We start from the raw sequence: 25,253 nt of genomic DNA on the forward strand, positions 1-25,253 counted from the left end.
AATGATTATCGCCGTTGATGGACCACTCGCCTCGGGCAAGGGCACGATCGCCAAGGCGCTGGCCCGGCATTTCGGCCTGCCGCATCTGGATACCGGCTCGCTTTACCGCGCCACGGCCATTGCCGTTCTCGATGCCGGGATCGAACCGGAAGACGAAGCGGCCGCCGCCGCAGCGGCGCGCGCGCTGGATATTGCCGCCATTGACGAGACGCGGATCCGCACGGCGCAGGCCGGCGCCGTGGCCTCACGCGTTGCCGCCCTGCCCGCCGTGCGCGCCGCGCTGTACGAACTGCAGCGCGATTTCGCCCTGCAGCCCGGCGGCGCCATTCTGGACGGACGCGATATCGGCACGGTGATCTGCCCCGATGCCGATGTGAAACTCTATGTCACCGCCAATGCCGAGACCCGGGCCGACCGGCGCTGGCGCGAACTGGCGGCGAAGGGCGATCCGATCAGCTATGAAACCGTACTCGCCCAGACGCGCGAACGTGACGAGCGCGATACAGGCCGCACCGACGCACCGATGCGGCCCGCCGATGACGCAACCTTGCTTGATACCTCGTCCTTGAGTATAGACGCGGCGATTGCTGCGGCCATTGATATTGTGGAAAACGCCCATAAAGCGTGACCCACAAGGGCTTTGGCGATCTCGAAACCGGGCTTACCGACTTCAAAACGCGCGCGATTTCAGTATCGCAGCGGGTTTGGTTCTTGGCGTCCATGGAAAAACCCCTTGCCGGGCCATCTTGGCCCAGCGGTGTGAACCACCCCGCTTTTGCGGCTCGCATCGCATTCTGGAGCAACCTCTTACATGTCTACCGAAACCCTTTCCCCGACGACCGACGATTTTGCCGCCATGCTGGAAGCCAGCCTGGCCGGCCGTGACCTTGCCGAAGGCCAGGTCATCAAGGGCATTGTCACCGCAATTGAAAATGATGCCGTCGTCGTCGACGTAGGTCTCAAGACCGAAGGCCGTATTCCGGTCCGTGAATTCACCGGCCCCGGTTCCAAGGCCCCTGTCGTGGGTGATGAAGTCGAAGTCTTCCTCGAGCGCATCGAAAACGCCCTCGGTGAAGCCATGCTGTCGCGCGACAAGGCTCGCCGCGAAGAAAGCTGGGATCGCCTCGAGCAGTCCTTCGAGAAGAAAGAACCTGTCAACGGTGCCATCGTCGGCCGCGTCAAGGGTGGTTTCACGGTGGATCTGGGCGGCGCAAGCGCCTTCCTGCCAGGCTCGCAAGTCGATATCCGCCCTGTGCGCGATGTCGGCCCGCTGATGAACCAGGAACAGCCTTTCGCCGTTCTCAAAATGGACCGTCCGCGCGGCAATATCGTCGTTTCGCGCCGTGCCGTGCTTGAAGAATCGCGTGCCGAACAGCGTGCGGAACTCGTCGGCCAGCTGGCCGAGGGCGAAGCCCGTGACGGTATCGTCAAGAACATCACCGATTACGGCGCATTCGTCGATCTCGGCGGTATTGACGGCCTGCTGCACGTCACCGACATGTCCTGGAGCCGCGTTGGCCACCCATCGGAAGTCGTTGAAGTCGGTCAGAACGTCAAAGTCCAGATCATCAAGATCAATAAAGAGACCCAGCGTATCTCGCTCGGCATGAAGCAGCTGATGTCCGACCCATGGGAAGGCGTTGCCGCCAAATACCCTGTCGGCGCCACCTTCAAGGGCCGCGTGACCAATATCGCCGAATACGGTGCCTTCGTTGAACTCGAAGAAGGCGTTGAAGGCCTGGTCCACGTGTCCGAAATGAGCTGGACCAAGAAGAACATCCACCCGGGCAAGATCCTTTCGACCTCCCAGGAAGTCGAAGTCATGGTTCTCGATGTCGACGCCGACAAGCGCCGCATCTCGCTTGGTGTCAAACAGACCCAGCGCAATCCATGGGAAGTCTTCGCCGAAAACTATCCGGCGGGCTCGCAGATCCAGGGCGAAGTCAAGAACATCACCGAATTCGGTCTGTTCGTTGGCCTGGAAGGCGAAATCGACGGCATGGTCCACCTCTCCGACATCTCCTGGGATCAGTCGGGCGAGCAAGCCATCGAAGCCTTCAAGAAGGGCGACCTGGTTGACGCGAAAGTTCTCGATGTCGACATCGACAAGGAACGCGTCTCCCTCGGCATCAAGCAACTGGCTGGCGATCCGATGGATTCCTCCGGTGCCAACCGCGGTGACACCGTGACCTGTACGGTCACTGAAATCACCTCCGGCGGTATCGAAGTCACCTTCGGCGATGATGCCGGTGTCAAAGCCTTCATCCGCAAGTCCGACCTGTCGCGCGATCGCGCCGAGCAGCGTCCGGAACGCTTTGCGGTCGGCGACAAGGTTGATGCCCGCATCACCAATATCGACAAGGCCTCGCGCCGTGTGTCGCTCTCGGTCAAGGCGCTTGAAATCGCCGACGAGCGTGACGCTGTCGAACAGTACGGCTCGTCTGATGCCGGTGCCTCGCTTGGCGATATTCTCGGTGCAGCAATGCGCGAGAAAGATGCCGACAAGGGCGAATAAACGCGTTTGACCCCCAGGGGTTGATCAGGAAAGGCGGTCAGGGCTTGTTGCCCTGGCCGCCTTTTTTGAATCTGACGCATTGACGCGAGCGGTCGCAAAGGTCAGGTTTGAACTTTCAGGCGTGGAGTTGTCGCATGATAAAATCCGAGCTGATCGACAAATTGGCGGAAGCAAATCCGCATCTTTACCACCGCGATGTCGAGCGGGTGGTCAACACCATTCTCGACGGTATCACCGAATCCCTGGCGCGCGGCGAGCGCGTTGAATTGCGCGGGTTCGGAGCCTTTTCCGTTCGTCACCGCCCCGCCCGCGTCGGCCGCAATCCGCGCACGGGTGACAGCGTTGCCGTCAAGGAAAAGCACGTTCCCTTCTTCAAGACCGGCAAGGAATTGCGCGAACGTGTCGATGCCTCGCGGGCGTCGAAGCTGACGCCAGCCTGACCAGGCTGGCATCCGGCGCCGCATTAAGCGCCCCTTCAGGATATTTCACGTCGCATTCGCGGCTGTGATCGCGGATTCATGCCGGCTTAACTTGCGGGCCGAATACTCCTGAAATGTCGTCCATTTCCGCCTATTCGACCTATACACCGCAGGCCCGGCTCGCCACGCCGGCACAGGCCGGCACGGCCATGGGCGCCGCTGGTGGACGCGAGGCTGACACGGCATCGAAATTTGCGGCGGCGAGCTCGCTGTCCGATGCCGAAGCAAAACAGGTTTCCGAACTCAAGGCGCGTGATCGCGATGTGAAAGCCCATGAGGCCGCCCACAAGGCGGCCGGCGGGCCATATGCGGGTTCGGCCAGCTTCACCTATCAAAGCGGCCCTGATGGCGGCCAGTATGCGATTGGCGGCGAAGTCCCGATTGATGCCGGCGCGATTGCCGGCGATCCCGATGCGACGATCCGGAAAATGGAACAGGTCCGCGCCGCCGCCCTGGCTCCGGCCGAGCCTTCGGCGCAGGATCGCTCCGTCGCCGCCATGGCGACAGCCGCAATCGCCAAGGCCCGCAGCGAGACGCCTGCGCAAGAGGCGAATGCGGCGGGCGAGCCGGCCATGGCCGATGGCCCGCTGAATGGTTCGCTGGCTCAAACCCTGGCCGAGATCGGACCAGGAGAAAATGAACCCTCCGACGACGGAAGCTTTCCATCCCCCGACCTCTCCGCCTACGCGGCGAAGGCCTATCGGCATCAGGCCTCGCCGGGATTTGGGGTCAGCGCCTAGAATTTGCGGTGATAGTCAACGTGCTCGCCGAGCCAGGCCAGCCGGCGCTCCAACCATCCAAACCAGCCACCACCGAGTTTCCACTGCAGCGCCCTGGCATCCAGGGGGCGGACCGGTTGGCGTTCATGCATCAATTCATACAGTGTCATATCGACCTCCATCACAAGCATGAGCTTGCTATAGCGGGAGAAAAGGGCCATTGACCAATTGGTATTCAATGGTCTGACACAAGCTGTATTTATGCCTAAACACCTTCGCCTGCCCCCGATCAACGCCATCCGCGTCTTCGAAACGGCGGCCCGGCTCGGCAATTTCACACGCACAGGCGATGCCCTGGGCATGACCCAGGCCGCTGTCAGCTATCAAATAAAACAGCTGGAGGACCGGCTCGGCTTCGCCCTGTTCGAACGCAAGCCGCGCCATGTCGAGCTGACACCGCGCGGCGCACAGCTCGCCAAGGGCACATCCGAGGCCTTCCGTCTGCTGGAGCGGACGTTTCGGGATGTGCGCGAAGCCCGCGATTCGGTGCTGACCATCACCGCCCTGCCGACTTTCTGCTCCAACTGGCTGGTGCCGCGCATCGGCTCTTTCCAGATGGACAATCCCGAACTTGCCGTGCGGATCGACAGCCGTTCGGACCTGGTCGATATCAGGGCCGGCGATGCCGATATCGGAATCCGCCTGGGCGATGGCCACTGGCCCGGCCTTGAGGCGCGCCGGCTCTTCGCAGATACGGCAACGCCGCTTGTCCCGGCCCGCACCGCCAAGCGCTATGGCCCCTTCACCACGCCGGATGATCTGTTGCGCCTGCGCCTGATCGGACCGATTGGCTGGTGGCGCGACTGGTTTGAGGGCGTGGGGGGCGATGTCTCCCGCCTGCCCGAACGCCCTCACCTTGAGCTCGAAACGCAGACAATGGAGGTGGCCGCAGCGATCGCCGCGGGCGATGCCGCCGTGATGGTCTCACCGCTGTATTTCGCCGAACAGGTCGCGGCCGGCAGCCTGATCCAGCCCTTCCCGCACGAAACCGGTCACGGCGCGGGCTACTGGCTGGTGTTTGACAAGACCCGCGCCCGGGAGCCGAAAATCGCCGCCTTCGTGCAATGGATGCTGTTCCAGCCGATGGCCTTCTGTCTCAACCGGCCACAACCCGCTTTCCCTCAGGACGGTGAGGCGCTAACTCCTGCACCATGACCGAGATCAAATTCTGTGGCCTGAAGACCGGGCGCGATGTCGCCGCCGCCGTGCAGGCCGGCGCACGCTGGACCGGCTATGTCATTTTCCCGGCCAGCCCGCGCCATGTCTCTCCGGCCCTGGCGGGTGAACTGGCCCATCTGGCGGGAGGCACCGAGACTGTCGCGGTCACGGTCAATCCCGATGACGAGCTGCTGGCGCAAATCCGCGACGCCATGCGGCCCGACTGGATCCAGCTGCATGGCAGCGAGAGCCCCGAGCGCGTGACCCAGGCCCGCGCCTATGCCCGCCGGGGGATCATCAAGGCCATTCCGGTCGCGCAGGCGGCCGATCTTGATGCCGCGCGCACCTATGACCGCATCGCCGACATGCTGTTGTTCGACGCCAAACCACCCAAAGGCTCTGACCGGCCCGGTGGCTGGGGTGAGGGCTATGATTATGCCCTGCTGAAAAATCTGGATGTTTCTGTGCCCTGGCTCTTGTCCGGCGGGCTTGATGCCAGCAATGTCGCGGCAGCGATTGCGGCCTCCGGCGCCAGGGCTGTCGATGTGTCCTCGGGCATTGAATCAGCGCCCGGCGTCAAGGATGCGGCACGGATACAAGCCTTTGCCGATGCGCTTGCCCCCGGGCGCACGGCCTGATCTGAAGGAAGAGCGCCATGAGCGAGACTGCGCCCGTCGACCCGCGACCCAATTCGCTCTCCGCCTGGCCCGACAAAAACGGCCGCTTCGGCGATTTCGGTGGCCGCTATGTCGCGGAAACCCTGATGCCGCTCATCCTCGAGCTGGAAACCGCCTATGAGGCGGCCAAGATCGATCCCGCCTTCACCGACAAGATGGATGAATTCCTGCGCGATTATGTCGGCAAGCCGAGCCCGATGTATTTCGCCGAGCGCCTGACCGAGGAATTCGGCGGCGCCCAGGTCTGGCTCAAGCGCGACGAGCTCAATCATACCGGCAGCCACAAGATCAATAACTGCCTCGGCCAGGTCCTGCTCGCCCTGCGCATGGGCAAGACCCGCATCATTGCCGAGACCGGCGCCGGCCAGCATGGCGTCGCCACGGCCACGGTTGCTGCGCGCTTCGGCCTGCCCTGCACCGTCTTCATGGGCGCCACCGATGTCGCGCGCCAATCACCCAATGTGTTCCGCATGAAGCTGCTCGGCGCCGAAGTTGTGCCCGTCAGCTCCGGCACTGGAACGCTGAAGGATGCGATGAATGAGGCCCTGCGCGACTGGGTCACCAATGTGCATGACACATTCTACGTCATCGGCACGGTGGCCGGCCCGCATCCCTATCCGGCCATGGTGCGCGATTTCCAGTCGATCATCGGCCGCGAGGCCCGCGCGCAGATCCTGGAACGCACCGGACGCCTGCCCGATGCCTGCGTCGCCTGTATCGGTGGCGGCTCCAATGCGATGGGCCTGTTTCACCCCTTCATCGATGATGAGGATGTCCGCCTGATCGGCGTCGAGGCCGCAGGGCTCGGCCTGGACACCGACAAGCACGCCGCCAGCCTCAAGGGCGGCCGCCCGGGCATACTCCACGGCAACCGCACCTATCTCCTGCAGGATGATGACGGCCAGATCATCGACGCCCACTCGATCTCCGCCGGGCTCGACTATCCCGGCATCGGCCCCGAACACGCCTTCCTGCACGACATGAAGCGCGCCGAATATGTCTCGGCCACCGATACCGAAGCGCTGGAAATGTTCCAGATCTGCTCCAAACTCGAAGGCATCATCCCGGCGCTGGAACCGGCCCACGCCCTGGCCCGCGTCCGCGACCTGGCCAGGGAGCTGGGGCCGGACGGCATGATCCTGATGAATATGTGCGGCCGCGGCGACAAGGATGTGCCGCAGGTGGCGGAGATGCTGGGGGTGAAGTTATAGCAGCTGCAAGCTGCAAGCGGCCTCTTTAATCTTATCATGATTGTAGGAAGCGCTTGAGCGAAACTACAATTGTAGCTACAATCGATGGAATTCGAGTGGGATCCGGCAAAGGATGACGCCAACCGGCGCAAGCATGGCTTCGGCTTTGAACTGGCAGTGCGCGCATTCAAGGGCCAATGCCTAACCTTGCCCGCGCGAAATGTCGGCGGTGAGGCCCGGAGCCTGATGATCGGTCGGATCGAGGACTTGCTGGTGATTGCGGTTGTGCACACCGACCGTCAGGGTCGGACAAGGCTGATCTCGGCCCGACCGGCGAGCCGGCGTGAAAGGGAGATATTCCATGGCTTTGAAGCGCGTGAAACTTGAAGACCTGCCGCCGCTGACTGATGCCCAACGCGCCCGCATCCGTGAGATCGCGGCCATGCCTGATGAGGATATCGATTTCTCCGACATCCCCGAACTCGACGAGGCTTGGTTCGCCAGGGCCGTGCTCTGGACACCACCGTCCAAGAAGCAGCTCACCTTGCGTCTCGACGAGGACATCATCGCCTTCTTCAAGCAAAGCGGCAAAGGTTACCAGACGCGGATGAACGCTGCCCTGCGCGCCTATGTTGATGCGATGAAGAAGGGTGAGGCATGAGCCCTCAAGATATGAGACGTTGTCGGCCAACGCCCGCAGGAGCAGACCTCTGACATGAAGAATCGCCTCACCACCCGTTTCTCCGAGCTGGAAGCCTGGGGCCGTCCCGGTTTCGTCGCCTATATCATGGCCGGCGATGGAGACAGCGCCGGCCTGCTGGCGGCCCTGCCGGATGCCGGCGCCGATGTGATCGAGCTGGGCATGCCCTTTACCGATCCGATGGCCGATGGCGCCTCGATCCAGGCGGCCGCGCTGCGCTCACTTGATGCCGGGATGACGCTGAAGGGCACACTCGAGCAAGTGCGCGGATTTCGAAAGCATGATCACACCACACCCATCGTGCTGATGGGTTATGCCAATCCGATCCATTCCATGGGCTGGGAAAAATTCGCCAAGGCCGCAGCCAAGGCCGGCGTCGATGGTCTGATCTGCGTTGACCTGCCGCCGGAGGAAGATGCCGTATTGCGGCCGCATCTGGCCAAGCTCGGCATCTCCATGATCCGCCTCGCCACCCCGACAACGGACGACAAGCGACTGGCAACCGTGGTCGAAAACACCTCGGGCTTCGTTTATTACGTTTCCACCACGGGTGTGACCGGTTCCGGTTCCGGCGCCGTCACCGAAGTCGGCGATGCGGTCGCGCGGGTCAAGGCGGCGAGCGGCCTGCCGGTCGTGGTCGGCTTTGGCGTTCGCACGCCGGAACAGGCCAGGGCAATCGCGCAATGCGCCGATGCGGTCGTGGTCGGGTCTGCTATCGTCGATGCCATGCATGATGGCGGTGTTGCGGGCGCGGTGAAATTGGTGAAAACCTTGTCGAGCGCCACACACGGCGTCAAACGATGAGATACGGGCAATGAGGGATCGGGACTCGGAAATGAACTGGCTGTCCAAGATCACCCCTCCGGGGATGTCGAAAATATTCTCCAAGCGGGATACGCCCGACAATCTCTGGGTCAAATGCCCCATCTCCGGCGAGATGGTGTTCCAGAAGGATCTGGAGGCGGGCCAGTTCGTCACGCCGGCCGGTCATCACATGCGGATCGGACCGGCCTGGCGCTTCCAGTTCACCTTCGATGATACCTTCGAGGAACTCGACACGCCGGAAGTCCCGAAGGACCCGCTGAAATTCCGCGACGAGAAAACTTACGTCTCCAAGATCGCCGCAGCCCGCAAGAAGACCGGGCGCGACGACGCGATGGCCATCGCTGTCGGCCGTATTGGCGGTGTGGAATCCGTGGTTCTGGTGCAGAATTTCGCCTTCATGGGCGGCTCCCTTGGCATGGCCGCCGGCGAGAGCTTCATCAAGGCCGCCGAAACCGCGGTCGCCAAACGGGCGCCGCTGATTGTCTTCACCGCCGCCGGTGGCGCGCGCATGCAGGAAGGCGCCCTGTCGCTGATGCAGATGCCGCGCACCACGATTGCCGTCGAGATGATGCGCGATGCCGGCCTGCCCTATGTCGTCGTTCTGACGGATCCGACCACGGGCGGCGTCACCGCCTCCTATGCCATGCTCGGCGATGTCCAGATTGCCGAACCGGGCGCATTGATCGGCTTTGCCGGTCCGCGCGTGATCGAACAGACCATTCGCGAAAAGCTCCCCGAGGGCTTCCAGCGCGCCGAATACCTGCTGGAAAAGGGCATGATCGACCAGGTCGTTCATCGTCACGAGATTCCGGCGACCCTGGCGCGGATGCTGCGCGTTCTGATGAAACGGCCCAGTGCCTCCACCCCCGGTCGCCTGGCTCCGCCCTCGCCCGATCATGTGGCGGCGGACGGAGGAGCGCATGAGCGCCCGACGCCAGGACGTTGACGATGCGCTGACGCGGCTTTCGCGGCTGCATCCCAGGAAGATCGACCTGTCGCTGGGCCGGCTGCAGCGCCTGCTCGCGGCGCTGGGCAATCCCCAGAACCAGCTGCCACCGACCATCCACGTCGCCGGCACCAATGGCAAAGGCTCGACCTGCGCCTATCTGGCCCATATGGCCCGCGCCAATGGCCAGAAGGTGCACATCTACACCTCGCCGCACCTGGTGGATTTCAACGAGCGCATCCAGATCGACAGCCAGCCGGTCGGCGACCAGGCACTGATCGAGGCCTTCGCCCGCTGCGAGGCGGCGAATTTCGGCGAACCGATCACCTTCTTTGAGATCACGACAGCTGCCGCCTTCCTGCTGTTCAGCGAACACCCCGCCGACCTTCTGGTGCTCGAAGTCGGTCTGGGTGGCAGATTCGATGCCACCAACGTCATCGCAAAACCCGCCCTGTGCGTCATCACCCCCATCGGTCTCGACCACCAGGAATTTCTCGGCGACACGATCGAGAAGATTGCCCACGAGAAGGCCGGCATCTGCAAGTTTGGCGTTCCGACCATTATCGGCCGTCAGGAGCCGGCAGCCGAGGCTGCCCTGCTCAAGGAAGCGCGCCGGGTCGGTGCCCTGACCTATGTCTGGGGCCAGGATTACCGGGCCTATCAACAGCATGGCCGGCTAACCTATGAAGACGAGAGCCGGGTCTGGGACCTGCCCGGCCCGGGCCTGATCGGCCCGCACCAGATCGACAATGCCGGTGCAGCCGCCGCCTGTGCTGCCGCGCTGCAATGGCCGGAGAAATGTGTCGCCGACGGCATTGCCCACGCGACCTGGCCCGCCCGGCTGCAAAACATCACACGCGGCCCGCTTGGCGAGATTGCCCGCGACCACAATGCCGAACTCTGGCTCGATGGCGGTCATAACCCTGCCGCAGCAGCGGCCCTGTCCCATGCACTGGCGGATATGGACGAGCGCGAAGAACGGCCGCTGGTGATCATTGCCGGTTTCTCACCCAACAAGGATGTCGAGGGCTGGTGTTCGCAATTCGCCGGGCTCGCACGGCGGCTGATCGCTGTCGAGTTCAAGTCCGGCCGCGGCGGATCCCAGCCGGCCGAAACCGTCGCTGCGGCGTCCAATGCCGCCGGGCTCAAGGCCGAAACCGCTACCGGGCTGTTGCAGGCAGTGAAGAACGCCGCGCGGGAATTGCCCGCCCCCCGGATCCTGATCGGCGGCTCGCTCTATCTCGCCGGCGAAGCCCTGGCGCTCGGCAGCTCACCGCCACACCAGACACCCGGCTGACCGGCAAAGAAAAACGGGCCCGCAAGGAGCCCGTTTCTCAATTCTGACTAGCCTTGTGGAGCTGGATCAGGCCGAGAGGGTCTCGCGGACCCATTCGGTGATCTTGCCCTTGGCCATCGCACCGATCTTCGTGGAGGCCACCTGGCCGCCCTTGAAAATCATCAGGGTCGGGATGCCGCGAACGCCATACTTGCCCGGCGTCATCGGGTGATCGTCGATATTCACCTTGGCAACGGTGAGCTCGCCGGCCATTTCTTCGGCCAATTCTTCAAGTGCGGGGGCAATCTGCTTGCACGGGCCGCACCATTCGGCCCAGAAATCGACAAGCACGGGACGATCCGCATTGAGGACGTCAGACTCGAAGGAATCATCGCTGACCGCTTTCGTCGCCATGGGCTACTCCTTTGTTCGGGACGAGTCCGGTTGTTCCGAACTCACTGGATGAGGCGTGAGGTAAGCAGCGCCGGGTCAATCGTCAAGAGTTTGCACCTGACAGGGCCTCATCCATCAACTCCGGGGGGAGTTCCATCAGGCGCGCCGCATCGGTCCACAGCAGGGCACAACGCACCGTCTTGCCCGGATGCAAGCTGCGCAGCAGTGCCCGGTAGGCTGCCATCTGGCCGAGATAAATCCGCGCCACGCCGCTGATATCGGCCGGAGGCGGGCGGTTGGTCTTGTAGTCGACGATCAGGACCTCGTCCCCGGTCACCACCAGGCGGTCGACCTGGCCGCGCACCTTGGTGCCCGGCGGCAGGCCCGGCGCGGTACCGGTGAGCGCCACCTCGGCGCGGCTGCCCGGGCCGAACAGGTCGGCAAAATCGGGATGCGCGAGGATGCCAAGGGTTTCCTCGACAATGATGCTGCGGGCCTCGGCGTCGAGATCAGGCTGCGCGGCAACGAAGCGCGTCGCGGCATCACGGTGGCGTTCGGGCTCGAGATCGGGCAGTGTCTCGAGCAGTTTGTGGATCACCTCGCCGCGGCGGAAACGATGCCCGCCCGGATCAAGCAGGGGAGAGACCACCGCTTCGGCCTCTTCATCGCCTGCCAGCAGTCGTGAAGGGGCAATGGCCCGCAGCGCACCCGCTTCGGTCCCGGCCGGCTCGACCGCCCAGCCCGGCACGGCTGTGGAGCCACCCGCGCCGCGATCATGGGCGCCGAGCGCGACCGGCGCCTCGCCCAGCCGCAAGCCGCGGCCAATATTCTCGACCCGGGCCGCGAGCGGCGTGTCAAATTCCGTCCACTCCTCGCCGGACCATTGTGACGCCAATTGCGTGTACCAGCTGTCCTTGGCCACGCTGCCGGACGGGCCATTGCCCTGGCGCCAGCCACAAACGATCAACCGGTCGCGCGCGCGGGTCAGGGCGACATAGAGCAGGCGGCCATGCTCGGCCTGCACCTTGGCGGCGGCGTGTTCGCGCATCTCGGCCACCACTGGCGGATCCTCCGCCTTGCGCTGCGACCAGATCAGGCCCGCCTCCGGATGGCTGAAAATCGGCTCACCCTTGCCGGTCGCCGGCGAGCGGGTGGTGTCGGGCAGGATGATCACCGGGCGCTCAAGCCCCTTGGAGGCGTGAACCGTCATCACCTGGACTTCGTCCCGGTCGGTGCTCATTTCGCGCTTGAGCTGGGTCTCTTCGCCCTGCAGCGCCGCAATGAAGCTCGCCATGGCGCCGCCATGCTCGCGCTCATGCTCCAGCGCGCGGCCCAGGAAGACCTCCGCCGGATCGCGCGCCTCCTCGCCCAGCCGCGCCAGCACCCGCGCCCAGCGGCTCTCGCCAGTCGGGGTGCGCGCATTGAGGAAGCCGGAATACACGTCGTAGAGCCCCTCGCTATCGGCCTTGTTGCGCCAGCTCGTCAGCGCCGCCTTCGCTTCGGCAAATCGCGGATCGCTCGAGGTGAAGAGGGCATTCCACAGCGCGCCGCGATTTGTGTTCCGCCGGCTGGCGGCAAGATCAAACAGGGCCGCGTCATCAATCGGCGGTACGGGGCTGGCGACCGGGTCGAAGAAGGGCGATTTGAGCAATTCGGCCAGGGCGAGATCATCGCCCGGCGTGATCGCCAGCCGGCCCAGCGCCAGCAGATCCTTCACCACCGTCTGCTCGCGCAGCACCATCCGGTCGGCACCGGCCACGGGCACTTCGGCCAGTTTGAGCTGGCGGATCACTTCCTCGAAGAAGCCGCCCGTGCGGCGCCAGACCAGAATGGCGATATCCCTGGGCCGCACCGGTCGCCGCTCGAAACGGCCACCGGTCTCCTGCCAGACCGCATCGCCGCGATCGAGCATGGCGCGGATCTCTCCGGCAATTGTCTGGGCGAGAATATCGCGCGCCGAACCCCGGCCCGGGGCATCGACCGGATCGAAGATCGAGGTCTCCTCGACCGCCTCCGGCTTGGGTACAGCCGGCCAGAACTCGACACAGCCCGGCGTGCCCGAGCGCGCGGCTTTGTGATTGTGGTAGAAAGCGAAGGGCCGCGCCGGATCGGTATTGACGAATTTGGTTTCCGGCGCGCTCGCCGCGATCGGGGCAAAGGCCAGATCAACCGCGTGCAGGATTTCCGGTGCGGAGCGGAAGCTGACATCGAGACCTGGACGGGCAAATTTGAGCCCCGCAGCCCCGGCCCTCTCTCCGAGCGCATCACCCTCGGCGATAAAGCGCGCCGGCTCGGCGCCCTGGAAGGAATAGATCGACTGTTTCTCATCGCCGACCACGAACAGGGTGCGCTTGTCCTCATTGGCCCCCTTGCCGGCGAAAAACTCTGCCGTCAGGGAGCTGATCATGTCCCATTGCCGCGGCGCAGTGTCCTGGGCCTCATCGACCAGCGCGTGCGCCAGGCGGCCATCGAGCTTGTAGCCAACCCAGCCGGAAAACGCGTTGGCGGCGCTCAGGAGCTGGCCCGAAAGCACAACAAGGTCATCGAAATCGAGCGCGCGCTGGCGCAACATTTCCGCGTCATAGGCCTCAAGGAAGAGAGTCGCCACCTGCAGTGCTGCAGCGCTCGCTTCGGCAACCCTGGCCGCGCGGACCCGGTCGCGGGCCAGTTCCAGACGCTCGGCTTCGGCATCAAACAGGGCGGGCAGGCTGGGCGCAGCCTTGGCGCAATCCTTGGTGATGAGCGATTTGGCACGACTGCCTTCGCCACCGGAAATGAAATACGCCGGCAGACAGGCATCAAAGGCAAGGTCGGGCGTGGCCGCCTTCAGCGCGGCATCCAGCGCTGACGCCCGGGTGAGGTCGGTCTTGCCACCATAATTGCGTAGCGCGATCACCGCTTCAGCGAGATGCGCATGCGGGGCTTCCGCCCATGCCTGCGCCTTCAGCGCCGCCGACCGCGTGCCGACGGGCAGGTCAAACAGCGCATACATCGCGCCGACCAGCGCCTCGGCATCACCGGCCCGCTCCAGCGCATCGCGCAATTTATGGCGATTGAAGCGGGTCCAGCGCAGGATATTGCCGAGCGCATCGGGGCCTCCGGCCTGCAGCAGCGTGTCGACCGTATCGCGGTCCAGCCGTTTCAGCGTGCGTCGCCGCGCCGCCTCGACGACTTTCGCGGCCTCGCTATCGTCCAATGTCTTGAAGCCCGGCGGTGCACCGGCCTCGAGGGGGAAGCGCCGCAGCAGATTTTCGCAAAAGGCGTGGATCGTCTGGATCTTCAGCCCGCCCGGCGTCTCCAGCGCCATGGCGAACAGCTTGCGCGCCGTGGCCAGGAAACCGGGATCGCGCCGGGACTGCCCCAGCTTCGCCAACTCCTTGCCCAGCGCCTCATCCGGCATGACGGACCAGCGACCGAGCCGGTCAAACAGGCGCTCCTTCATCTCTGCCGCGGCGGCCTTGGTATAGGTCACGCACAGGATGCGATCCGGCGGGGTGCCGTCCAGCAGGAGATTGATCACGCGGTTGACCAGTACCCGGGTCTTGCCGGAGCCGGCATTGGCCTCGACAAAGACGCTGGCCGCAGGGTCCGCAGCGCGATCCTGCTCGGCGGTGGCGCTGCGGATGATGGCGGCATCGAAACCGGGATCGCTCATGTCTCGCTCCCCTCTTCGCCGCCACCAGGCGCACTGGCCCATTCACCGCGCCGGGCGAGATGATCGTAATCGCCGTAATCATTGACGTACTTGGCGCGCGGTTGGGAGAGATAGGGTTCTGTTTCGCTGTCGAAACGAGTGATCCATTCGCGCAGGTCGGCAATCGCCTGGTCCGCCATCTCGGCGGCGGTCGGGGTGGTCTTTGTACTGTCGATCCGTGTTTCCTCGCCGCCCTGGGCATTGCCCGGCAGCCTCACATAATACAGCCCAGCCGGATCACCGGCGAAATCCTTGAACACGCCGCCCTCGCGCGCCATCGCGGCGGTCAGTGGCAATTGCGGATCGAAACCGGCAGCCACTTCCTTCGGCGTCGCCGCGCCGCCGGTCTTGTAGTCAATGATGTCGATACGGCCATCGGGATGACGGTCAAAGCGGTCGGTGCGGCCATTCAACACCCAGTCGCCGCCGGGCATGTCCAGCGTCAGCTCGCCCTTGATCTCGAGCTCGGCGATGGTGATGCCGGCCGCGCGGCGCTCCCGCTCCCAGGCGACCAGCCAGCGGGCGGCGCGGGCGAAGCGCGGCAGTTCGACCACCAGCTCCTCCGACGCGAAACCGGCCATCACCAGATGCCGCCGCGAAATCTCGACCAATTGCGCCTCGGCGTCCTTGGGCAGCACGTTTTTCCAGCCCATGAAGGCCTCGTGCAACGCATTGTGCAATGCCGTGCCGCGTTCGCGCGGACCGATCGGCATATCGGCCGGGTCGAGCCGGTCGATGCCGAGAATGCGGCGCGCATAGATGGAATAGGGATCGCGCACCCAGGTGCGGATCTCGGTGATCGAGAGCTTGCGTGGCCGCGCCGAAACCGGGGGACACGGTTCGGGCTTCGGCGCCGGTTTCGGCGCGCAGCCCGGCGCGTTGAGATCACGCGCGATCGCCGCATAATCGACAGCCGGACGCAGCGCCACAGCGGCGGCCTCGCGCCCCATCGCACCTTCAACCAGCGTCTTCAGGCGCCAGACCCAGCGCGAGGCAACCGTCGGCGCGCCATCGGCCTTGGTCGCCCGCGTCAGAAACACTTCCGCCCCGGCCGCCAGCTGCGCGAAATCATGCGCGGCCAGACCATGGCGCCGTTCCGGTGCGCCCAGTTTCAAAGCCTTGCGCATGCCGGCCGAAAGCCAGGGATCAACCCCGAGACCGGCCGGCCAGACACCTTCATTGAGGCCCGCGAGCACGATGCGGTCGGCCCCGATCAGACGCGCCTCGAGCGGGCCGAGCACCTGCAGACGCGGATGCACGCCCACGCGCGGCGGCACCCTGCGCGCCCGCACCAGTTCGCGGAAGGCGCCGGCATAATCGAACAGGCGCATGGGCGGCAGGCTTTCGGTCTCGCCGAGCAGTTCGCGCAATACGCCGGCTGCGGCCTCCCCGCCCTCGCCGGACCAGAGCCTCACCGCGCCGTCACGCTCCGGCGTCGAGGCCATGGCTTCGGCGGCGCGGGCATGGCGCTCGGCCCAGATGGCGGCCGGCAGGACCTCGTCGTCGCCCAGAGGGGCCGTGACCGCATCCATCGCCGTCAGGATCGTCTCGATCGCAGCCCGGTCATCATCGAACAGGTGCACATATTTGCCATCAAGCCGGGCGCGGACCGAGGCCAGATCCCGGCCCGGGCGCACGCCGCGCAGGGCCTCGGCCTCGAACTTCCCGAGCACGCCATGGACCAGGCCCCGTTCCAGACCGGCTGCAAACAGCGGCGAGCCCCACAGCGCCGACAGGGCCACAACACTGCCTGGATCCTCGGCGACATCGAGCAAGCGCAGCAGGAAAGCCCCGGCATGGGTCTCCGACAGCGCCGCGCCACCGGAATCGTCAAGCCGGACGCCGAACTTGTCCATCTCGGCCGCAACCCGGCGCGCCAGACCACGGTCGGGGGTGACAAGAATGGCGGTCTTGTCCGGGGTCTCGAGCGTCTCGCGCAGCAGCAGGGCGCAGATGCGCGCCTCGGCCAGCAGGTCCGGCGCCTCGATCAGGGACAGGCCATCAAGGCCACGGGCAAAGAAGTCCGCGCCAAACTCCTCGGCCAGACGCTCAACCCGGCCCAGCCAGCCATCGGTCACTTCAGCCGGGCGCAGGGATTCCGCGATCACGCGCCGCCGTGCCCGCGCCGGTGCTTCTTCGGCCGAGCCGGGCCATTGCTTCACCGCGCGCCGCTCAACGCCGAGCGTGTCCACGAAATCGCGCATCGCCCATTGCGGGTGGGCATCATCAATCTTGTCCCAGGCGGCATCGTCCGCGTCCCAGTCGAAACCGGGCAGCACGACAGCGCCCTGCTCCAGCATGGCGACACAGCGCATCACATCGCGGGCCGCAGGTATGGAACCGGTGGAACCGACGACCAGCACGGGGTGGGATGGCGGCTGGTTCTGCCAGCGTTCGACCAGGGCGCCGAGCACGATGGAACGCCGCCGGGCGCTATCGACCAGGCCAAGCTCTTCCAGCCGCATCGGCCAGATCGTGCCGACGATATTGAGAAACTCGACGGCCTCGCGGCGATCCGCCGGCAAATGCTCCTGCAGCGCTTCGTCCAGGATGGAGAAATCCTCCACATCCTCGGTCGCCAGATCATCCAGCAGGGCGCCGAGCGGCTCGGCCAGGGCGAGGGCCCCGCCAATGCCGATTTCGCGGCCCAGCGCCTCTTCCTTGGCGAGGATCAGACGCGCCAGTTCGAAGCGTCGGCGCGAGGCCGAGACGGCGGGCGGGGCGATGCCGGCCAGTTCGCCGGGCTCGAAGGGCGGATCATCGACATCGATATCGCCGAGCGGCCGGATCATCGGCAGCAATGCGACGCCATTGCCCGCCTCCTCGGAGAAGGCATCACCCAGCGCCTTGGCGGCACGGCGGGTCGGGGTCAGGATCAGGACCCGGGTCAGCGCGTCGGGATGCGCCTCGACATTGAATTCCAGCCGCAGGCGGCGGGCGATGGATCGCAGGAAATCGGCCTGGGGCGGCAGGGTGTAGAGGCGCGGGGCCGGCGTATCGAACAGGCTCTCGCTCACCTTGCCAGACGCGCCTCGGCTGCCTTCACCGCCTGCGGATCGCCGACATGCATCCAGAAACTCTGCATCGGTAGACCATAGACACGGCCGCGCGGCACCAGATCACGCCAGACCTCGGTCATCGAGAAGCGGGCCTGCGGCCGGCCGGCCATGATGGACGGCTTCATGATCTGCACACCGGCATAGGCAAAGGGCGCACGCGCCGCCTCGCCACGCCAGGAAACCCGGCCATCCTCGCCGAGAAAGAAATCGCCGGCGCCGTCAAAGCCCAGCGTAGCCTCCATCGGCGCGAGCAGGAGCAGCACATCCATCCGGTCACCATCCCAGGCCGCCCGCATGCGGTCGAGCTCGGCCTCGGGGCCATCGACCCAGATGGCATCGATATTGGAGATGAAAACGGGATCCTCGCCGAGCAGGGGCAGCGCCTTGACGACGCCGCCACCGGTTTCGAGAACCTCGGCGCGTTCGTCGGAGATCGTCAGCTTCGCGGCGCGCGGATGCGCCTCGATATGAGCCTGCATCGCGTCGGCGAAATGGTGCACATTGATGATGGTGTTTGTCACACCAGCGGCCTCGAAGCGCTCCAGGGCCCAATCCAGAAGCACCTTGCCGTCCACCTCGACCAGCGCCTTGGGGCGATCATTGGTGAGCGGGCGCATCCGGGTGCCAAGCCCGGCAGCGAGCGCCATGCCGGTGTCGATCCGGATCATTTGTGCGCTTCCGCAAAGACGCACGGCGTGTGGGTTTTCGTCCACATCAGCAGCGGCAACAGGGCCGGGTGTTGCAGATTGCCGACATAGTGCCGGGCCACGCGCGGCAGAAGATCAAGATAACGTTGCTTGCCGTCACGCAGGGCGAGGCGGACGAAAATCCCCAGGATCTTGGCATTGCGCTGGGCACCGAGCACCGCATAGGCGGCGTCGAACCCGGCAGCGTCCTCAATCCCCGCCTGCTCGACGAAGCGCGCCTTCAGGGGCACCGCCAGATTGCGGTCAACACTGCGCCTTGCATCCTCGATCAGGGAGACCAGGTCATAGGCGGGATGGCCCATCAGCGCGTCCTGGAAATCAAGCAGGCCGACACGGGCATGTCCTTCGCGCTCGGGCAGGTAGATGAGGTTTTCGGCGTGGAAGTCGCGCAAGACCAGGCCGGGCGCGCAGGTGTCGAGCCGTTGAAAGGCACGGCTCCAGATCGCCGTCCAGTCAGCGCGGGCAGCGACGTCGATCTCCAGCCCGGCATGGCGGGCGACATACCAGTCGAGGAAGAGTTCAACCTCGGCGCCCAGCGCCACCTCGTCATAGGCCAGAAGCGGCCAGCTCTGCCCGTCGAACTCGACCCGGTCGGGAAAGGAGGCGCGATAGAGCGCCGCGAGGACATCAACCGCTTCGACATAGAGCCGACCCTCATGCATCTGACCGGGCAGGAGCCGGGCAAACAGGGCATCGCCGAGATCCTCGAGCAGGAGAAACCCCTGGCCGGTATCGCTCGCCAGAAGGCGCGGCGCGGAGAAGCCGCGCTCGACCAGTGCCGTAGCCAGCCCCGCGAAGGCGATCGGATTGGAGCCGGCAAGCCGGGCCTGGGCATTATAGCCAAGCTCCGCCCGCTCTTGCGCTGTCGCATTCTCCGGACAGGTCGGGGCTTCGGCGCGCAGGGGCGCATCCATCAGCATCGCCTTCTGGTCTCCGCGGGACAGGCGGAAATAGCGGCGCGTCGAGGCGTCTCCGGGCAAGGCCGAGATCTCGGCATCGCCCCACCCTGCCTTGTCCAGAAAGCTTGCACGCGCGGTGTCGCGATCAGATTGCGTCAACTCGGCTCTCCCAGTTTCCGAACCCTGTTACCCGGGCTTCGCGGACAGTCTCCACGCCTGCGCCCGCCATGGCTATGGAAATTTCCAGCCGGTCAGCGGGCATTGCGGCGCCAAGCCGCTCAGGCCATTCGATCAGTGTGATGGCCTCGTCGAAAGCATCATCCAGGCCGAGCTGTTCCAGCTCGCCAGGCTCGTCGATACGATAGAGATCGACATGCCAGAGCGGAACCGCCGCGGCCGTCTCATAAACCTGCACGATGGTATAGGTCGGGCTGGGGGCATCATCGATGCCGCACAGATCGGCGATGACCTGGCGGGCCAGGGTCGTCTTGCCCGCGCCCAGATCGCCGGCCAGGCAGACGACATCGCCCGGCTTCAGAACCGCAGCAAGACGATGACCCAGCGCCGCGGTGGCGGCGATATCGGTCAGGACGAGAGGGTGCGAATGGCTCATGCTTCGCGCATAGCGAAGCCCGGCGGCAACGGCAAGCGGTGAGGCGCAATCTTGACATCGCGGTGAACGCTGTTCATTTCCAAGACACAGAACCGGAGCGTCGCATGGCCAAGATCACCTATATCGAACACAATGGTACCGAACACAGCATCGAGGTCGCACCCGGCCTGACGGTGATGGAAGGTGCCATTCGCAACACCATTCCCGGCATTGATGCCGATTGTGGCGGGGCCTGTGCCTGCGCGACCTGCCATGTCTATGTCGACGCGGCCTGGTTCGAAAAGACCGGATCACGCGAAGCGATGGAAGAGTCGATGCTCGATTTCGCCGACGGCGTCACCGAGACCTCGCGTCTGTCCTGTCAGATCAAGGTCACTGAAGACCTGGACGGCCTGATCGTGCGGATGCCCGAACACCAGGGCTGAGGCAGGCGCGACGGCTAGTTGTCCGTCGCCATCCGGGAATCATCCTGCAGGACACCTTTGAGATCGAGCTCCTTCGGCGTTGCCATGCTGCGCGCCTCGGCGGGCAAGTGGCAGGCGACAAGCGTGCCCTCGCCCGGCTCTGACTTGAGCTCGACCCAGCCGCCATGCAGCTGGGCGATATCCTTCACCAGCGCCAGGCCGAGACCGGCACCGCCGCGTTCCCCGCGGGCGAAGCGGTCGAACACACTGGCCTGTTTTTCGGGCGCAATGCCCTCGCCATTATCATTGACCCACAAGGTCAGTTGATCGCCCTCACGGCGCGCACCGATCGTGATGCTGCCACCGGCCTGCACATGGCGCAGCGCGTTGGAAAGCAGGTTCATCGCGACCTGTTTGAGGCGATTGCGGTCAGCGCGCAGCAGGCCGACATCGCCATCGACCCGCACATCCAGCTTGATGGAATTATGGTCAGCACGGGCCGCGACCAGCTCGGCAGCCTCGCGAACCACGTCCTCGAGATTGACATCACCCAGGTCGAGCTCGAACTGGCCGGCATCGATCGCGGCGACATCGAGAATGTCATCGATCAGCTTGGCCAGATGGGACGAGGCCGACTGGATCGCCGCCATCGGTTCCTTCTGCCGGTCGGTCAGCTCGCCGGCAAAGCCCTGGGCGAGCAGGTCGGCATAGCCGCCAATCGTCGTCAGCGGCGTGCGCAATTGATAGCTCACATGCTCGACGAATTCGGTCTTGATGCGTTCCGATGTCTCCAGCGCCTCGGCGCGCTCGCGCAGGGCTTCCTCGATGCGGCGGCTGTCAGTGACATCATCCCAGCAGATCAGGGTCGCGCCATCGGGCAAGGGCCGCGTCAGATAGGTCAACACGCGCTCGTCGGAGCGGTGCATCTCGCCCGTGACCTGTTTGCGCGCCTGCGGACTCGGATCGGTGACGCGGGCACGGATATCGTTCCAGACGCGGTCATCGGCAAACAGGGTGGCGCAGGTTTCAGCCACGGTCTCGAAATCCGGTTGCCCGTCCAGCTCATCGGGGTCGAAGCCCCATAATTGCTCGAAGGCATTATTATTGAGCTGAAGCCGGCCATTGGCACCGAACACGGCGACGGCTTCGTGCAGCTTGTCGAGCGTGGCGCGCTGGACATTGATCAGGGTGTTGTAGCGCGCGCGCAGAGCCAGTTCGTCGGTCTTGTCCTCGAAGATCAGCATCAGGCCGCCGAGCGGGTGCCGCTGGCGGGCAACCCGCAACGTCCGGCCGTCGGGAACGGGCCACAGCTCGTCCGGCGTCTCATCGCCCGGCGCCGCCTCGTAGCGGGCCAGTTCCTGGGCCTTCCACGCCGCGAAATCGGCCTGTTCCGGCAGCAGACGCTTTTCACGCATGCGGTCGAGCAGCTGGCCATGACCAGGCCGGTCATTGAGCCAGGCCTCGTCGAGCTTGAACAGTTTGGAAAACGCCGTGTTGTGAAAGGCGGTCCGCTTGGAGCGATCGAACACGACCACGGCCTCGGCCATGTGATTGAGGGTCTCGTCATGGGCGCGGCGGAAACGCGACAGATCGGCCTTGGCTTCCTTGCCCTCGGTGACATCAAGCGCGAAACCGGCAGCGCCTCCGGAAACCGGAAAGACCAGGAATTGCATGGAGCGCCGGCGTCCGCCGACCACGACGACACGCGTATCGCCGACAACATCGGACTTGGCGGTGGCCCGGGCGGCCTGCTCGGCCATGCCGGCATCCAGCGTGGTCTGTTTTTGCAAAACCTGGTCGACATGCTCGGCATCAACAGCATTCACATAGGCCTGGTTGGCCCATTCCAGCCGGCCCGTCGCATTCATGCGCCAGGCGGGGAAGGGGGCGCGCCCCAGCATGTCGAGGAATGCGAGCGGGTCCTTGCTGACGAGGCGCTGCGCCTCCTCGACCCGTCCACGGGCGCCGGATTCCTCAAGACCACGAATCGTGGAGTCCGAGAGCCAGACCACCAGCTGCGTACCGGCTGCGCGGCCATCGACTTCGAGAAACCGGCCGCCCGGCCCCAGAATCGTCAGCGAGAAGGGGCTGCCCTGCTGCATCAATTCCTGGAAACGCAAGCGCAGGGTCGTCTCGTCACCACCGGCCGAGCGCGCCTCGTAATCGGCAAGCCCTTCCATCAGCGTGCTGGCCGGATCGGGACCGTCGCTGGCTTCGGCAAAACGCAGCAGCGAGGCCAGTGCGACCGGCGAACCGAAGATCCGTGGATGGCCCCAGCTCGTGTCGGTGTCGTCAAAGGGCGGCTCGTCCCAGACCAGGACCAGGCCCGGATGCGCCCCGAACACACTGTCGGCGCGGGCAATCTTGTCTTCCAGTTCCGAAGTTCGCCGGCGCCACAAGGTCTGGGCTGCGCGTGCGCCTGCGGTCAGGCGGTAGGCCCACATCCCGGTCGCGAAGGCAAAGGCCACGGCGCCAAGTGTGACGATCAGGGTCACGATCTGGAAGGTCTGTCCGGTCATCAATCTCGCCCTGTGGCAGGCATCTACCCCAAGTATCGAGGCCTGCACGAATCACCATGATAACGGCGCCGGGACTCTCGGGCGATGCCCGGCACCGCAAAACTCTTAATAACTTATCAGGCGCACGCAAAACCGCGAATAATATCCGTGCACAAGCCGGATCTGGTCGTGGATTTCAGCCCGGCCGGACAGCACATCCCGATCAGCGGATCTGCACTTCACCAGCACGAAACTCGAACATCACGACGCAATTCTGCAGGATATCGACACCGTCGAGCGGCTGAAAACGCCAGTCCGACACTGTCCGCAATGCGGCCCGGTTGAAGGGGCCATCGGGCACAGCGCGGGCAACGCGGGCACGGTGAACGCTGCCGTCCGAGTAAACATGGAAGCGCACGACCACCCAGCCCTGCCGTCCGTGAGAATAGGGACCGGCCGGATAGGCCGGGGTTGGAGCCGACACAGCGGCCAGGGTCGAGCCGCGGCAATCCTCGGGACCAATCATCAAATCGACATTGGGCGGGGTCGGGTAGACATCGACGGGCCGGAACGGCGCGCGCTGCGGTGCCGACGGCAACAGCCCGCCGGGCAAGGCAGCACAGCCGGCAAGAGACAGGCAAATCAGGGCGAGCAGGGAACGGATCATGAGCGACAAGCTAGCGCGCGGCATGGCCGAAGCAAACCGGACGCGCAGCGCCGCGGCACCGGATGCAGGCCGCGTCCGGTGCCGCTTTTTACGTCGCATATAAACTTCATCATTTCGACGGTTCTAATTCCGGCATCGAACTTGTAGGATTAATCGGAAGTTACCATTGATTGGCCCGGATTGGCACAGAGCCTTGTCCGCCAAGTGTTTTACAAGGTGCGTTGCGTCATGTCGTTGTTGCCCACAGCTCACGCCGGACAGTCCTTCGGCTCACGCCGGATCGACTTCATCACTGTTTCCGGAGAGATCTCCAGCTCCGACGCCGGCACAGGCCGCGTCACCGACGGTGACGGTGTCGTCCATGACATCCGCCTGCTGGAGCGAACCAGCGCCCTCGCCGCCGGCGATACCGCAACGGTCCTGCGCGTCCAGTCGGGCCCCAGCCGGCGTTCCCGGCCGGTCGCCATCATCAATCACTCCCGGAATGTCTGGATGCGTGCCGCACCGGATGCCACCTCGATCCTGGCCCGTTCCGGCGTGACACGGACCCTGAACTGGTGGCTGTCCGTTCTCTTGCTGGCACTGGTCGCTGTCGCGGCTGCCTGGCCGGCCCTGCACACCTTCCTCACCGAGTTGAACGGCACCATGATGACGGGCCTGCCGGCCTTTGACATTTACGCCGAACTTGGTGCGCGCATGCCTGGCCTTGCCAGCTGGCGGCTCGATTTGGCGCTGCCAACTGGCCTGTTTGACGGCATCGCCGCCCTGGGCGTGGTACCGATGAACCAGCTGACGGAATGGGGCCTCGCAACCGGCGTCGCCATTCTGGCTCTCATCGCATTCTTCGCGCGCTCCTGGCGCCTGCTCTACGTGCCGGCCCTGGCACTGCTCTGCCTTGTCTCCGGCGCCATTCTGGCCAGCCCGGTGGCAACATTGCTGATGGTCGGCGGCTCCGTTCTGCTGTTCATCATCGGCGGTTTCATCAACCGGGTCCGCGATGGTGGCCGCTTCAATGCCCGCGTCGAGCGCCTGGCCGAATATGTCCTGCGCCATCCGCCCGAGGAAGGCGTTCGCACCTCCGAGGCCTCCCGCTCCGCGCCGATCGCACCGGAACCCCTTGCCGCCGCCGTGGCAGCCACCGCGATCGCAACAGCGTCAGCCGTTGCCGAAGGCGATGATGCCGCCACGCAAACCAGCGAAGACGCCCGGCCCGAGGAAATGGCTGTGGTCGAAACGGAAATCGTGGAAGCGTCCGATACCGCCGCCGAGCCAGCCCAATCCGCCGCCAATGGCGAAGTCGCCGCTGAAGCCGATTCCGCGACATCATCCGAAGCTGAAGTCGAAGCTGCGGCAGCAGCCATCGACGATGCGGACACTGAAGCGGAAACAACCGCGAGGACGGCGGACGAGGCTGAACCGGAGGTCGAAGCTGCCGCCAATGCGGACACGGCTCCCGAGCCGGATTCCGGATCCGGCGACGAAGCGCCTGTCCCGGCTGACAGCGAGATCGACGCCGAAGATGATCTGCCGAGCCTGGAAGCCGTGGCAGCCGCCGCCGCGATAACGGACAGCGAACGCGCAGGACTGAGTGCCGAAGCCGGCACCGGTTCCGCAACTCCGCTCGATGACGACCGCACGATGGCCGTCGCCGCCCCGCCGCCCATGCCGGCCCCCTCCCCGCCACAGGCGCGGGAGGCCTTGCTGGAAGCGCCTGACAGCGCGGCGCGGCTGGCCCTGATCGAAAGCCTGGTCGCCGGGCTGATCGCCAGCAGCG

The 25,253-nt window shown here is 65.0% G+C and carries 23 protein-coding genes; 14 read left to right on the forward strand and 9 right to left on the reverse strand.

All coding sequences use genetic code 11. From position 1 onward, the window contains the following. The first annotated feature begins 1 nt into the window (after nucleotide 1). The 4 genes from cmk to ACN0YF_RS09240 all read left to right on the forward strand — a co-directional run bounded on the left by cmk (nucleotide 2) and on the right by ACN0YF_RS09240 (nucleotide 3,734). Nucleotides 2-628 carry a (d)CMP kinase gene (gene cmk, locus ACN0YF_RS09225; protein WP_417483548.1) on the forward strand — a complete coding sequence of 209 codons (627 nt, stop codon included), beginning with the start codon at nucleotides 2-4 and terminating at the stop codon, nucleotides 626-628. Between the two features lie 183 nt (nucleotides 629-811). After that, nucleotides 812-2,515, forward strand: coding sequence for a 30S ribosomal protein S1 (gene rpsA / locus ACN0YF_RS09230; protein ID WP_417494143.1), 1,704 nt, complete (start codon nucleotides 812-814; stop codon nucleotides 2,513-2,515). A gap of 134 nt (nucleotides 2,516-2,649) precedes the next feature. Further along, nucleotides 2,650-2,955, forward strand: a complete 306-nt coding sequence (locus tag ACN0YF_RS09235) for an integration host factor subunit beta (protein WP_417483098.1) — start codon at nucleotides 2,650-2,652, stop codon at nucleotides 2,953-2,955. A 113-nt stretch (nucleotides 2,956-3,068) separates the two neighbouring features. Next, a complete protein-coding gene (locus ACN0YF_RS09240) occupies nucleotides 3,069-3,734 on the forward strand; it encodes a putative metalloprotease CJM1_0395 family protein (protein ID WP_417494144.1) in 666 nt (221 codons plus the stop codon). Here the strand turns inward: ACN0YF_RS09240 and ACN0YF_RS09245 are convergent. Continuing rightward, the gene (locus tag ACN0YF_RS09245; protein WP_417494145.1) at nucleotides 3,731-3,934 is read right to left on the reverse strand and encodes a hypothetical protein; all 204 of its coding nucleotides are present in this window, start codon (nucleotides 3,932-3,934) and stop codon (nucleotides 3,731-3,733) included. The genes ACN0YF_RS09240 and ACN0YF_RS09245 overlap by 4 nt on opposite strands. A gap of 40 nt (nucleotides 3,935-3,974) precedes the next feature. Here ACN0YF_RS09245 and ACN0YF_RS09250 point away from each other — a divergent pair, with 40 nt between their 5' ends. The 8 genes from ACN0YF_RS09250 (at nucleotide 3,975) to ACN0YF_RS09285 (ending at nucleotide 10,566) form a co-directional block, all read left to right on the forward strand. Continuing rightward, nucleotides 3,975-4,928 (forward strand): LysR substrate-binding domain-containing protein, encoded by a 954-nt coding sequence (locus ACN0YF_RS09250; protein WP_417494146.1) that lies wholly within the window; start codon nucleotides 3,975-3,977, stop codon nucleotides 4,926-4,928. Further along, complete coding sequence (locus ACN0YF_RS09255) at nucleotides 4,925-5,569, forward strand: phosphoribosylanthranilate isomerase (protein WP_417494147.1); 645 nt, start codon at nucleotides 4,925-4,927, stop codon at nucleotides 5,567-5,569. Before ACN0YF_RS09250 ends, ACN0YF_RS09255 begins: the two co-directional genes overlap by 4 nt. A 17-nt stretch (nucleotides 5,570-5,586) precedes the next feature. Continuing rightward, nucleotides 5,587-6,819: a tryptophan synthase subunit beta gene (gene trpB / locus ACN0YF_RS09260; protein WP_417494148.1), complete on the forward strand. Its 1,233-nt coding sequence runs from the start codon at nucleotides 5,587-5,589 to the stop codon at nucleotides 6,817-6,819. A gap of 84 nt (nucleotides 6,820-6,903) precedes the next feature. After that, a complete protein-coding gene (locus ACN0YF_RS09265; RefSeq protein WP_417494149.1) occupies nucleotides 6,904-7,185 on the forward strand; it encodes a BrnT family toxin in 282 nt (93 codons plus the stop codon). Further along, a complete protein-coding gene (locus ACN0YF_RS09270; protein WP_417494150.1) occupies nucleotides 7,160-7,459 on the forward strand; it encodes a BrnA antitoxin family protein in 300 nt (99 codons plus the stop codon). The genes ACN0YF_RS09265 and ACN0YF_RS09270 overlap by 26 nt, the downstream gene beginning before the upstream one ends. 54 nt (nucleotides 7,460-7,513) lie before the next feature. After that, nucleotides 7,514-8,302: a tryptophan synthase subunit alpha gene (gene trpA, locus ACN0YF_RS09275; RefSeq protein ID WP_417494151.1), complete on the forward strand. Its 789-nt coding sequence runs from the start codon at nucleotides 7,514-7,516 to the stop codon at nucleotides 8,300-8,302. Between the two features lie 31 nt (nucleotides 8,303-8,333). Next, entirely contained in the window at nucleotides 8,334-9,269 is a 936-nt protein-coding gene (gene accD / locus ACN0YF_RS09280) for an acetyl-CoA carboxylase, carboxyltransferase subunit beta (RefSeq protein ID WP_417494161.1), read from the forward strand. After that, the gene (locus tag ACN0YF_RS09285) at nucleotides 9,244-10,566 is read left to right on the forward strand and encodes a bifunctional folylpolyglutamate synthase/dihydrofolate synthase (protein WP_417494152.1); all 1,323 of its coding nucleotides are present in this window, start codon (nucleotides 9,244-9,246) and stop codon (nucleotides 10,564-10,566) included. The genes accD and ACN0YF_RS09285 overlap by 26 nt, the downstream gene beginning before the upstream one ends. A gap of 66 nt (nucleotides 10,567-10,632) precedes the next feature. On the opposite strand, the gene trxA is transcribed toward ACN0YF_RS09285, so the two are convergent. The 6 genes from trxA to tsaE form a co-directional block, all read right to left on the reverse strand. Then, nucleotides 10,633-10,959, reverse strand: a complete 327-nt coding sequence (gene trxA, locus ACN0YF_RS09290; RefSeq protein ID WP_417467730.1) for a thioredoxin TrxA — start codon at nucleotides 10,957-10,959, stop codon at nucleotides 10,633-10,635. 82 nt (nucleotides 10,960-11,041) lie between these two features. Then, entirely contained in the window at nucleotides 11,042-14,593 is a 3,552-nt protein-coding gene (gene addA / locus ACN0YF_RS09295) for a double-strand break repair helicase AddA (RefSeq protein ID WP_417494153.1), read from the reverse strand. Continuing rightward, nucleotides 14,590-17,649, reverse strand: coding sequence for a double-strand break repair protein AddB (gene addB / locus ACN0YF_RS09300; RefSeq protein ID WP_417494154.1), 3,060 nt, complete (start codon nucleotides 17,647-17,649; stop codon nucleotides 14,590-14,592). The genes addA and addB overlap by 4 nt, the downstream gene beginning before the upstream one ends. Continuing rightward, nucleotides 17,646-18,359, reverse strand: coding sequence for a nucleotidyltransferase family protein (locus ACN0YF_RS09305; protein ID WP_417494155.1), 714 nt, complete (start codon nucleotides 18,357-18,359; stop codon nucleotides 17,646-17,648). Before ACN0YF_RS09305 ends, addB begins: the two co-directional genes overlap by 4 nt. Beyond that, nucleotides 18,356-19,456 carry an aminoglycoside phosphotransferase family protein gene (locus ACN0YF_RS09310; protein ID WP_417494156.1) on the reverse strand — a complete coding sequence of 367 codons (1,101 nt, stop codon included), beginning with the start codon at nucleotides 19,454-19,456 and terminating at the stop codon, nucleotides 18,356-18,358. Before ACN0YF_RS09310 ends, ACN0YF_RS09305 begins: the two co-directional genes overlap by 4 nt. After that, nucleotides 19,443-19,910, reverse strand: a complete 468-nt coding sequence (gene tsaE, locus ACN0YF_RS09315) for a tRNA (adenosine(37)-N6)-threonylcarbamoyltransferase complex ATPase subunit type 1 TsaE (protein ID WP_417494157.1) — start codon at nucleotides 19,908-19,910, stop codon at nucleotides 19,443-19,445. The genes ACN0YF_RS09310 and tsaE overlap by 14 nt, the downstream gene beginning before the upstream one ends. Nucleotides 19,911-20,014: 104 nt before the next feature. Between tsaE and ACN0YF_RS09320 the strand changes: the two genes are divergently transcribed. Next, nucleotides 20,015-20,335 carry a 2Fe-2S iron-sulfur cluster-binding protein gene (locus ACN0YF_RS09320; RefSeq protein ID WP_417483081.1) on the forward strand — a complete coding sequence of 107 codons (321 nt, stop codon included), beginning with the start codon at nucleotides 20,015-20,017 and terminating at the stop codon, nucleotides 20,333-20,335. 14 nt (nucleotides 20,336-20,349) lie between these two features. Here ACN0YF_RS09320 and ACN0YF_RS09325 read toward each other — a convergent pair whose 3' ends face one another. Further along, a complete protein-coding gene (locus ACN0YF_RS09325; RefSeq protein ID WP_417494158.1) occupies nucleotides 20,350-22,833 on the reverse strand; it encodes an ATP-binding protein in 2,484 nt (827 codons plus the stop codon). 202 nt (nucleotides 22,834-23,035) lie between these two features. Beyond that, entirely contained in the window at nucleotides 23,036-23,479 is a 444-nt protein-coding gene (locus ACN0YF_RS09330) for an energy transducer TonB (protein WP_417483079.1), read from the reverse strand. 228 nt (nucleotides 23,480-23,707) lie between these two features. Between ACN0YF_RS09330 and ACN0YF_RS09335 the strand changes: the two genes are divergently transcribed. Then, on the forward strand, nucleotides 23,708-25,253 hold a 1,546-nt coding region (locus tag ACN0YF_RS09335; RefSeq protein WP_417494159.1), incomplete at its 3' end, for a hypothetical protein.

It is taken from the genome of Maricaulis sp., assembly GCF_048270265.1.
Lineage (GTDB): Bacteria > Pseudomonadota > Alphaproteobacteria > Caulobacterales > Maricaulaceae > Maricaulis.

Coding starts and splice junctions, on each gene's coding strand:
- ACN0YF_RS09325 (WP_417494158.1), bottom strand. CDS start 22,833: ATGACCGGACAGACCTTCCAGATCGTGACCCTGATCGTCACACTTGGC.
- ACN0YF_RS09245 (WP_417494145.1), bottom strand. CDS start 3,934: ATGGCCCTTTTCTCCCGCTATAGCAAGCTCATGCTTGTGATGGAGGTC.
- trpB (WP_417494148.1), top strand. CDS start 5,587: ATGAGCGAGACTGCGCCCGTCGACCCGCGACCCAATTCGCTCTCCGCC.
- ACN0YF_RS09250 (WP_417494146.1), top strand. CDS start 3,975: ATGCCTAAACACCTTCGCCTGCCCCCGATCAACGCCATCCGCGTCTTC.
- ACN0YF_RS09330 (WP_417483079.1), bottom strand. CDS start 23,479: ATGATCCGTTCCCTGCTCGCCCTGATTTGCCTGTCTCTTGCCGGCTGT.
- ACN0YF_RS09285 (WP_417494152.1), top strand. CDS start 9,244: ATGAGCGCCCGACGCCAGGACGTTGACGATGCGCTGACGCGGCTTTCG.
- tsaE (WP_417494157.1), bottom strand. CDS start 19,910: ATGAGCCATTCGCACCCTCTCGTCCTGACCGATATCGCCGCCACCGCG.
- ACN0YF_RS09320 (WP_417483081.1), top strand. CDS start 20,015: ATGGCCAAGATCACCTATATCGAACACAATGGTACCGAACACAGCATC.
- ACN0YF_RS09240 (WP_417494144.1), top strand. CDS start 3,069: ATGTCGTCCATTTCCGCCTATTCGACCTATACACCGCAGGCCCGGCTC.
- accD (WP_417494161.1), top strand. CDS start 8,334: ATGAACTGGCTGTCCAAGATCACCCCTCCGGGGATGTCGAAAATATTC.
- ACN0YF_RS09270 (WP_417494150.1), top strand. CDS start 7,160: ATGGCTTTGAAGCGCGTGAAACTTGAAGACCTGCCGCCGCTGACTGAT.
- rpsA (WP_417494143.1), top strand. CDS start 812: ATGTCTACCGAAACCCTTTCCCCGACGACCGACGATTTTGCCGCCATG.
- trpA (WP_417494151.1), top strand. CDS start 7,514: ATGAAGAATCGCCTCACCACCCGTTTCTCCGAGCTGGAAGCCTGGGGC.
- cmk (WP_417483548.1), top strand. CDS start 2: ATGATTATCGCCGTTGATGGACCACTCGCCTCGGGCAAGGGCACGATC.
- addA (WP_417494153.1), bottom strand. CDS start 14,593: ATGAGCGATCCCGGTTTCGATGCCGCCATCATCCGCAGCGCCACCGCC.
- ACN0YF_RS09265 (WP_417494149.1), top strand. CDS start 6,904: ATGGAATTCGAGTGGGATCCGGCAAAGGATGACGCCAACCGGCGCAAG.
- ACN0YF_RS09305 (WP_417494155.1), bottom strand. CDS start 18,359: ATGATCCGGATCGACACCGGCATGGCGCTCGCTGCCGGGCTTGGCACC.
- trxA (WP_417467730.1), bottom strand. CDS start 10,959: ATGGCGACGAAAGCGGTCAGCGATGATTCCTTCGAGTCTGACGTCCTC.
- ACN0YF_RS09235 (WP_417483098.1), top strand. CDS start 2,650: ATGATAAAATCCGAGCTGATCGACAAATTGGCGGAAGCAAATCCGCAT.
- ACN0YF_RS09255 (WP_417494147.1), top strand. CDS start 4,925: ATGACCGAGATCAAATTCTGTGGCCTGAAGACCGGGCGCGATGTCGCC.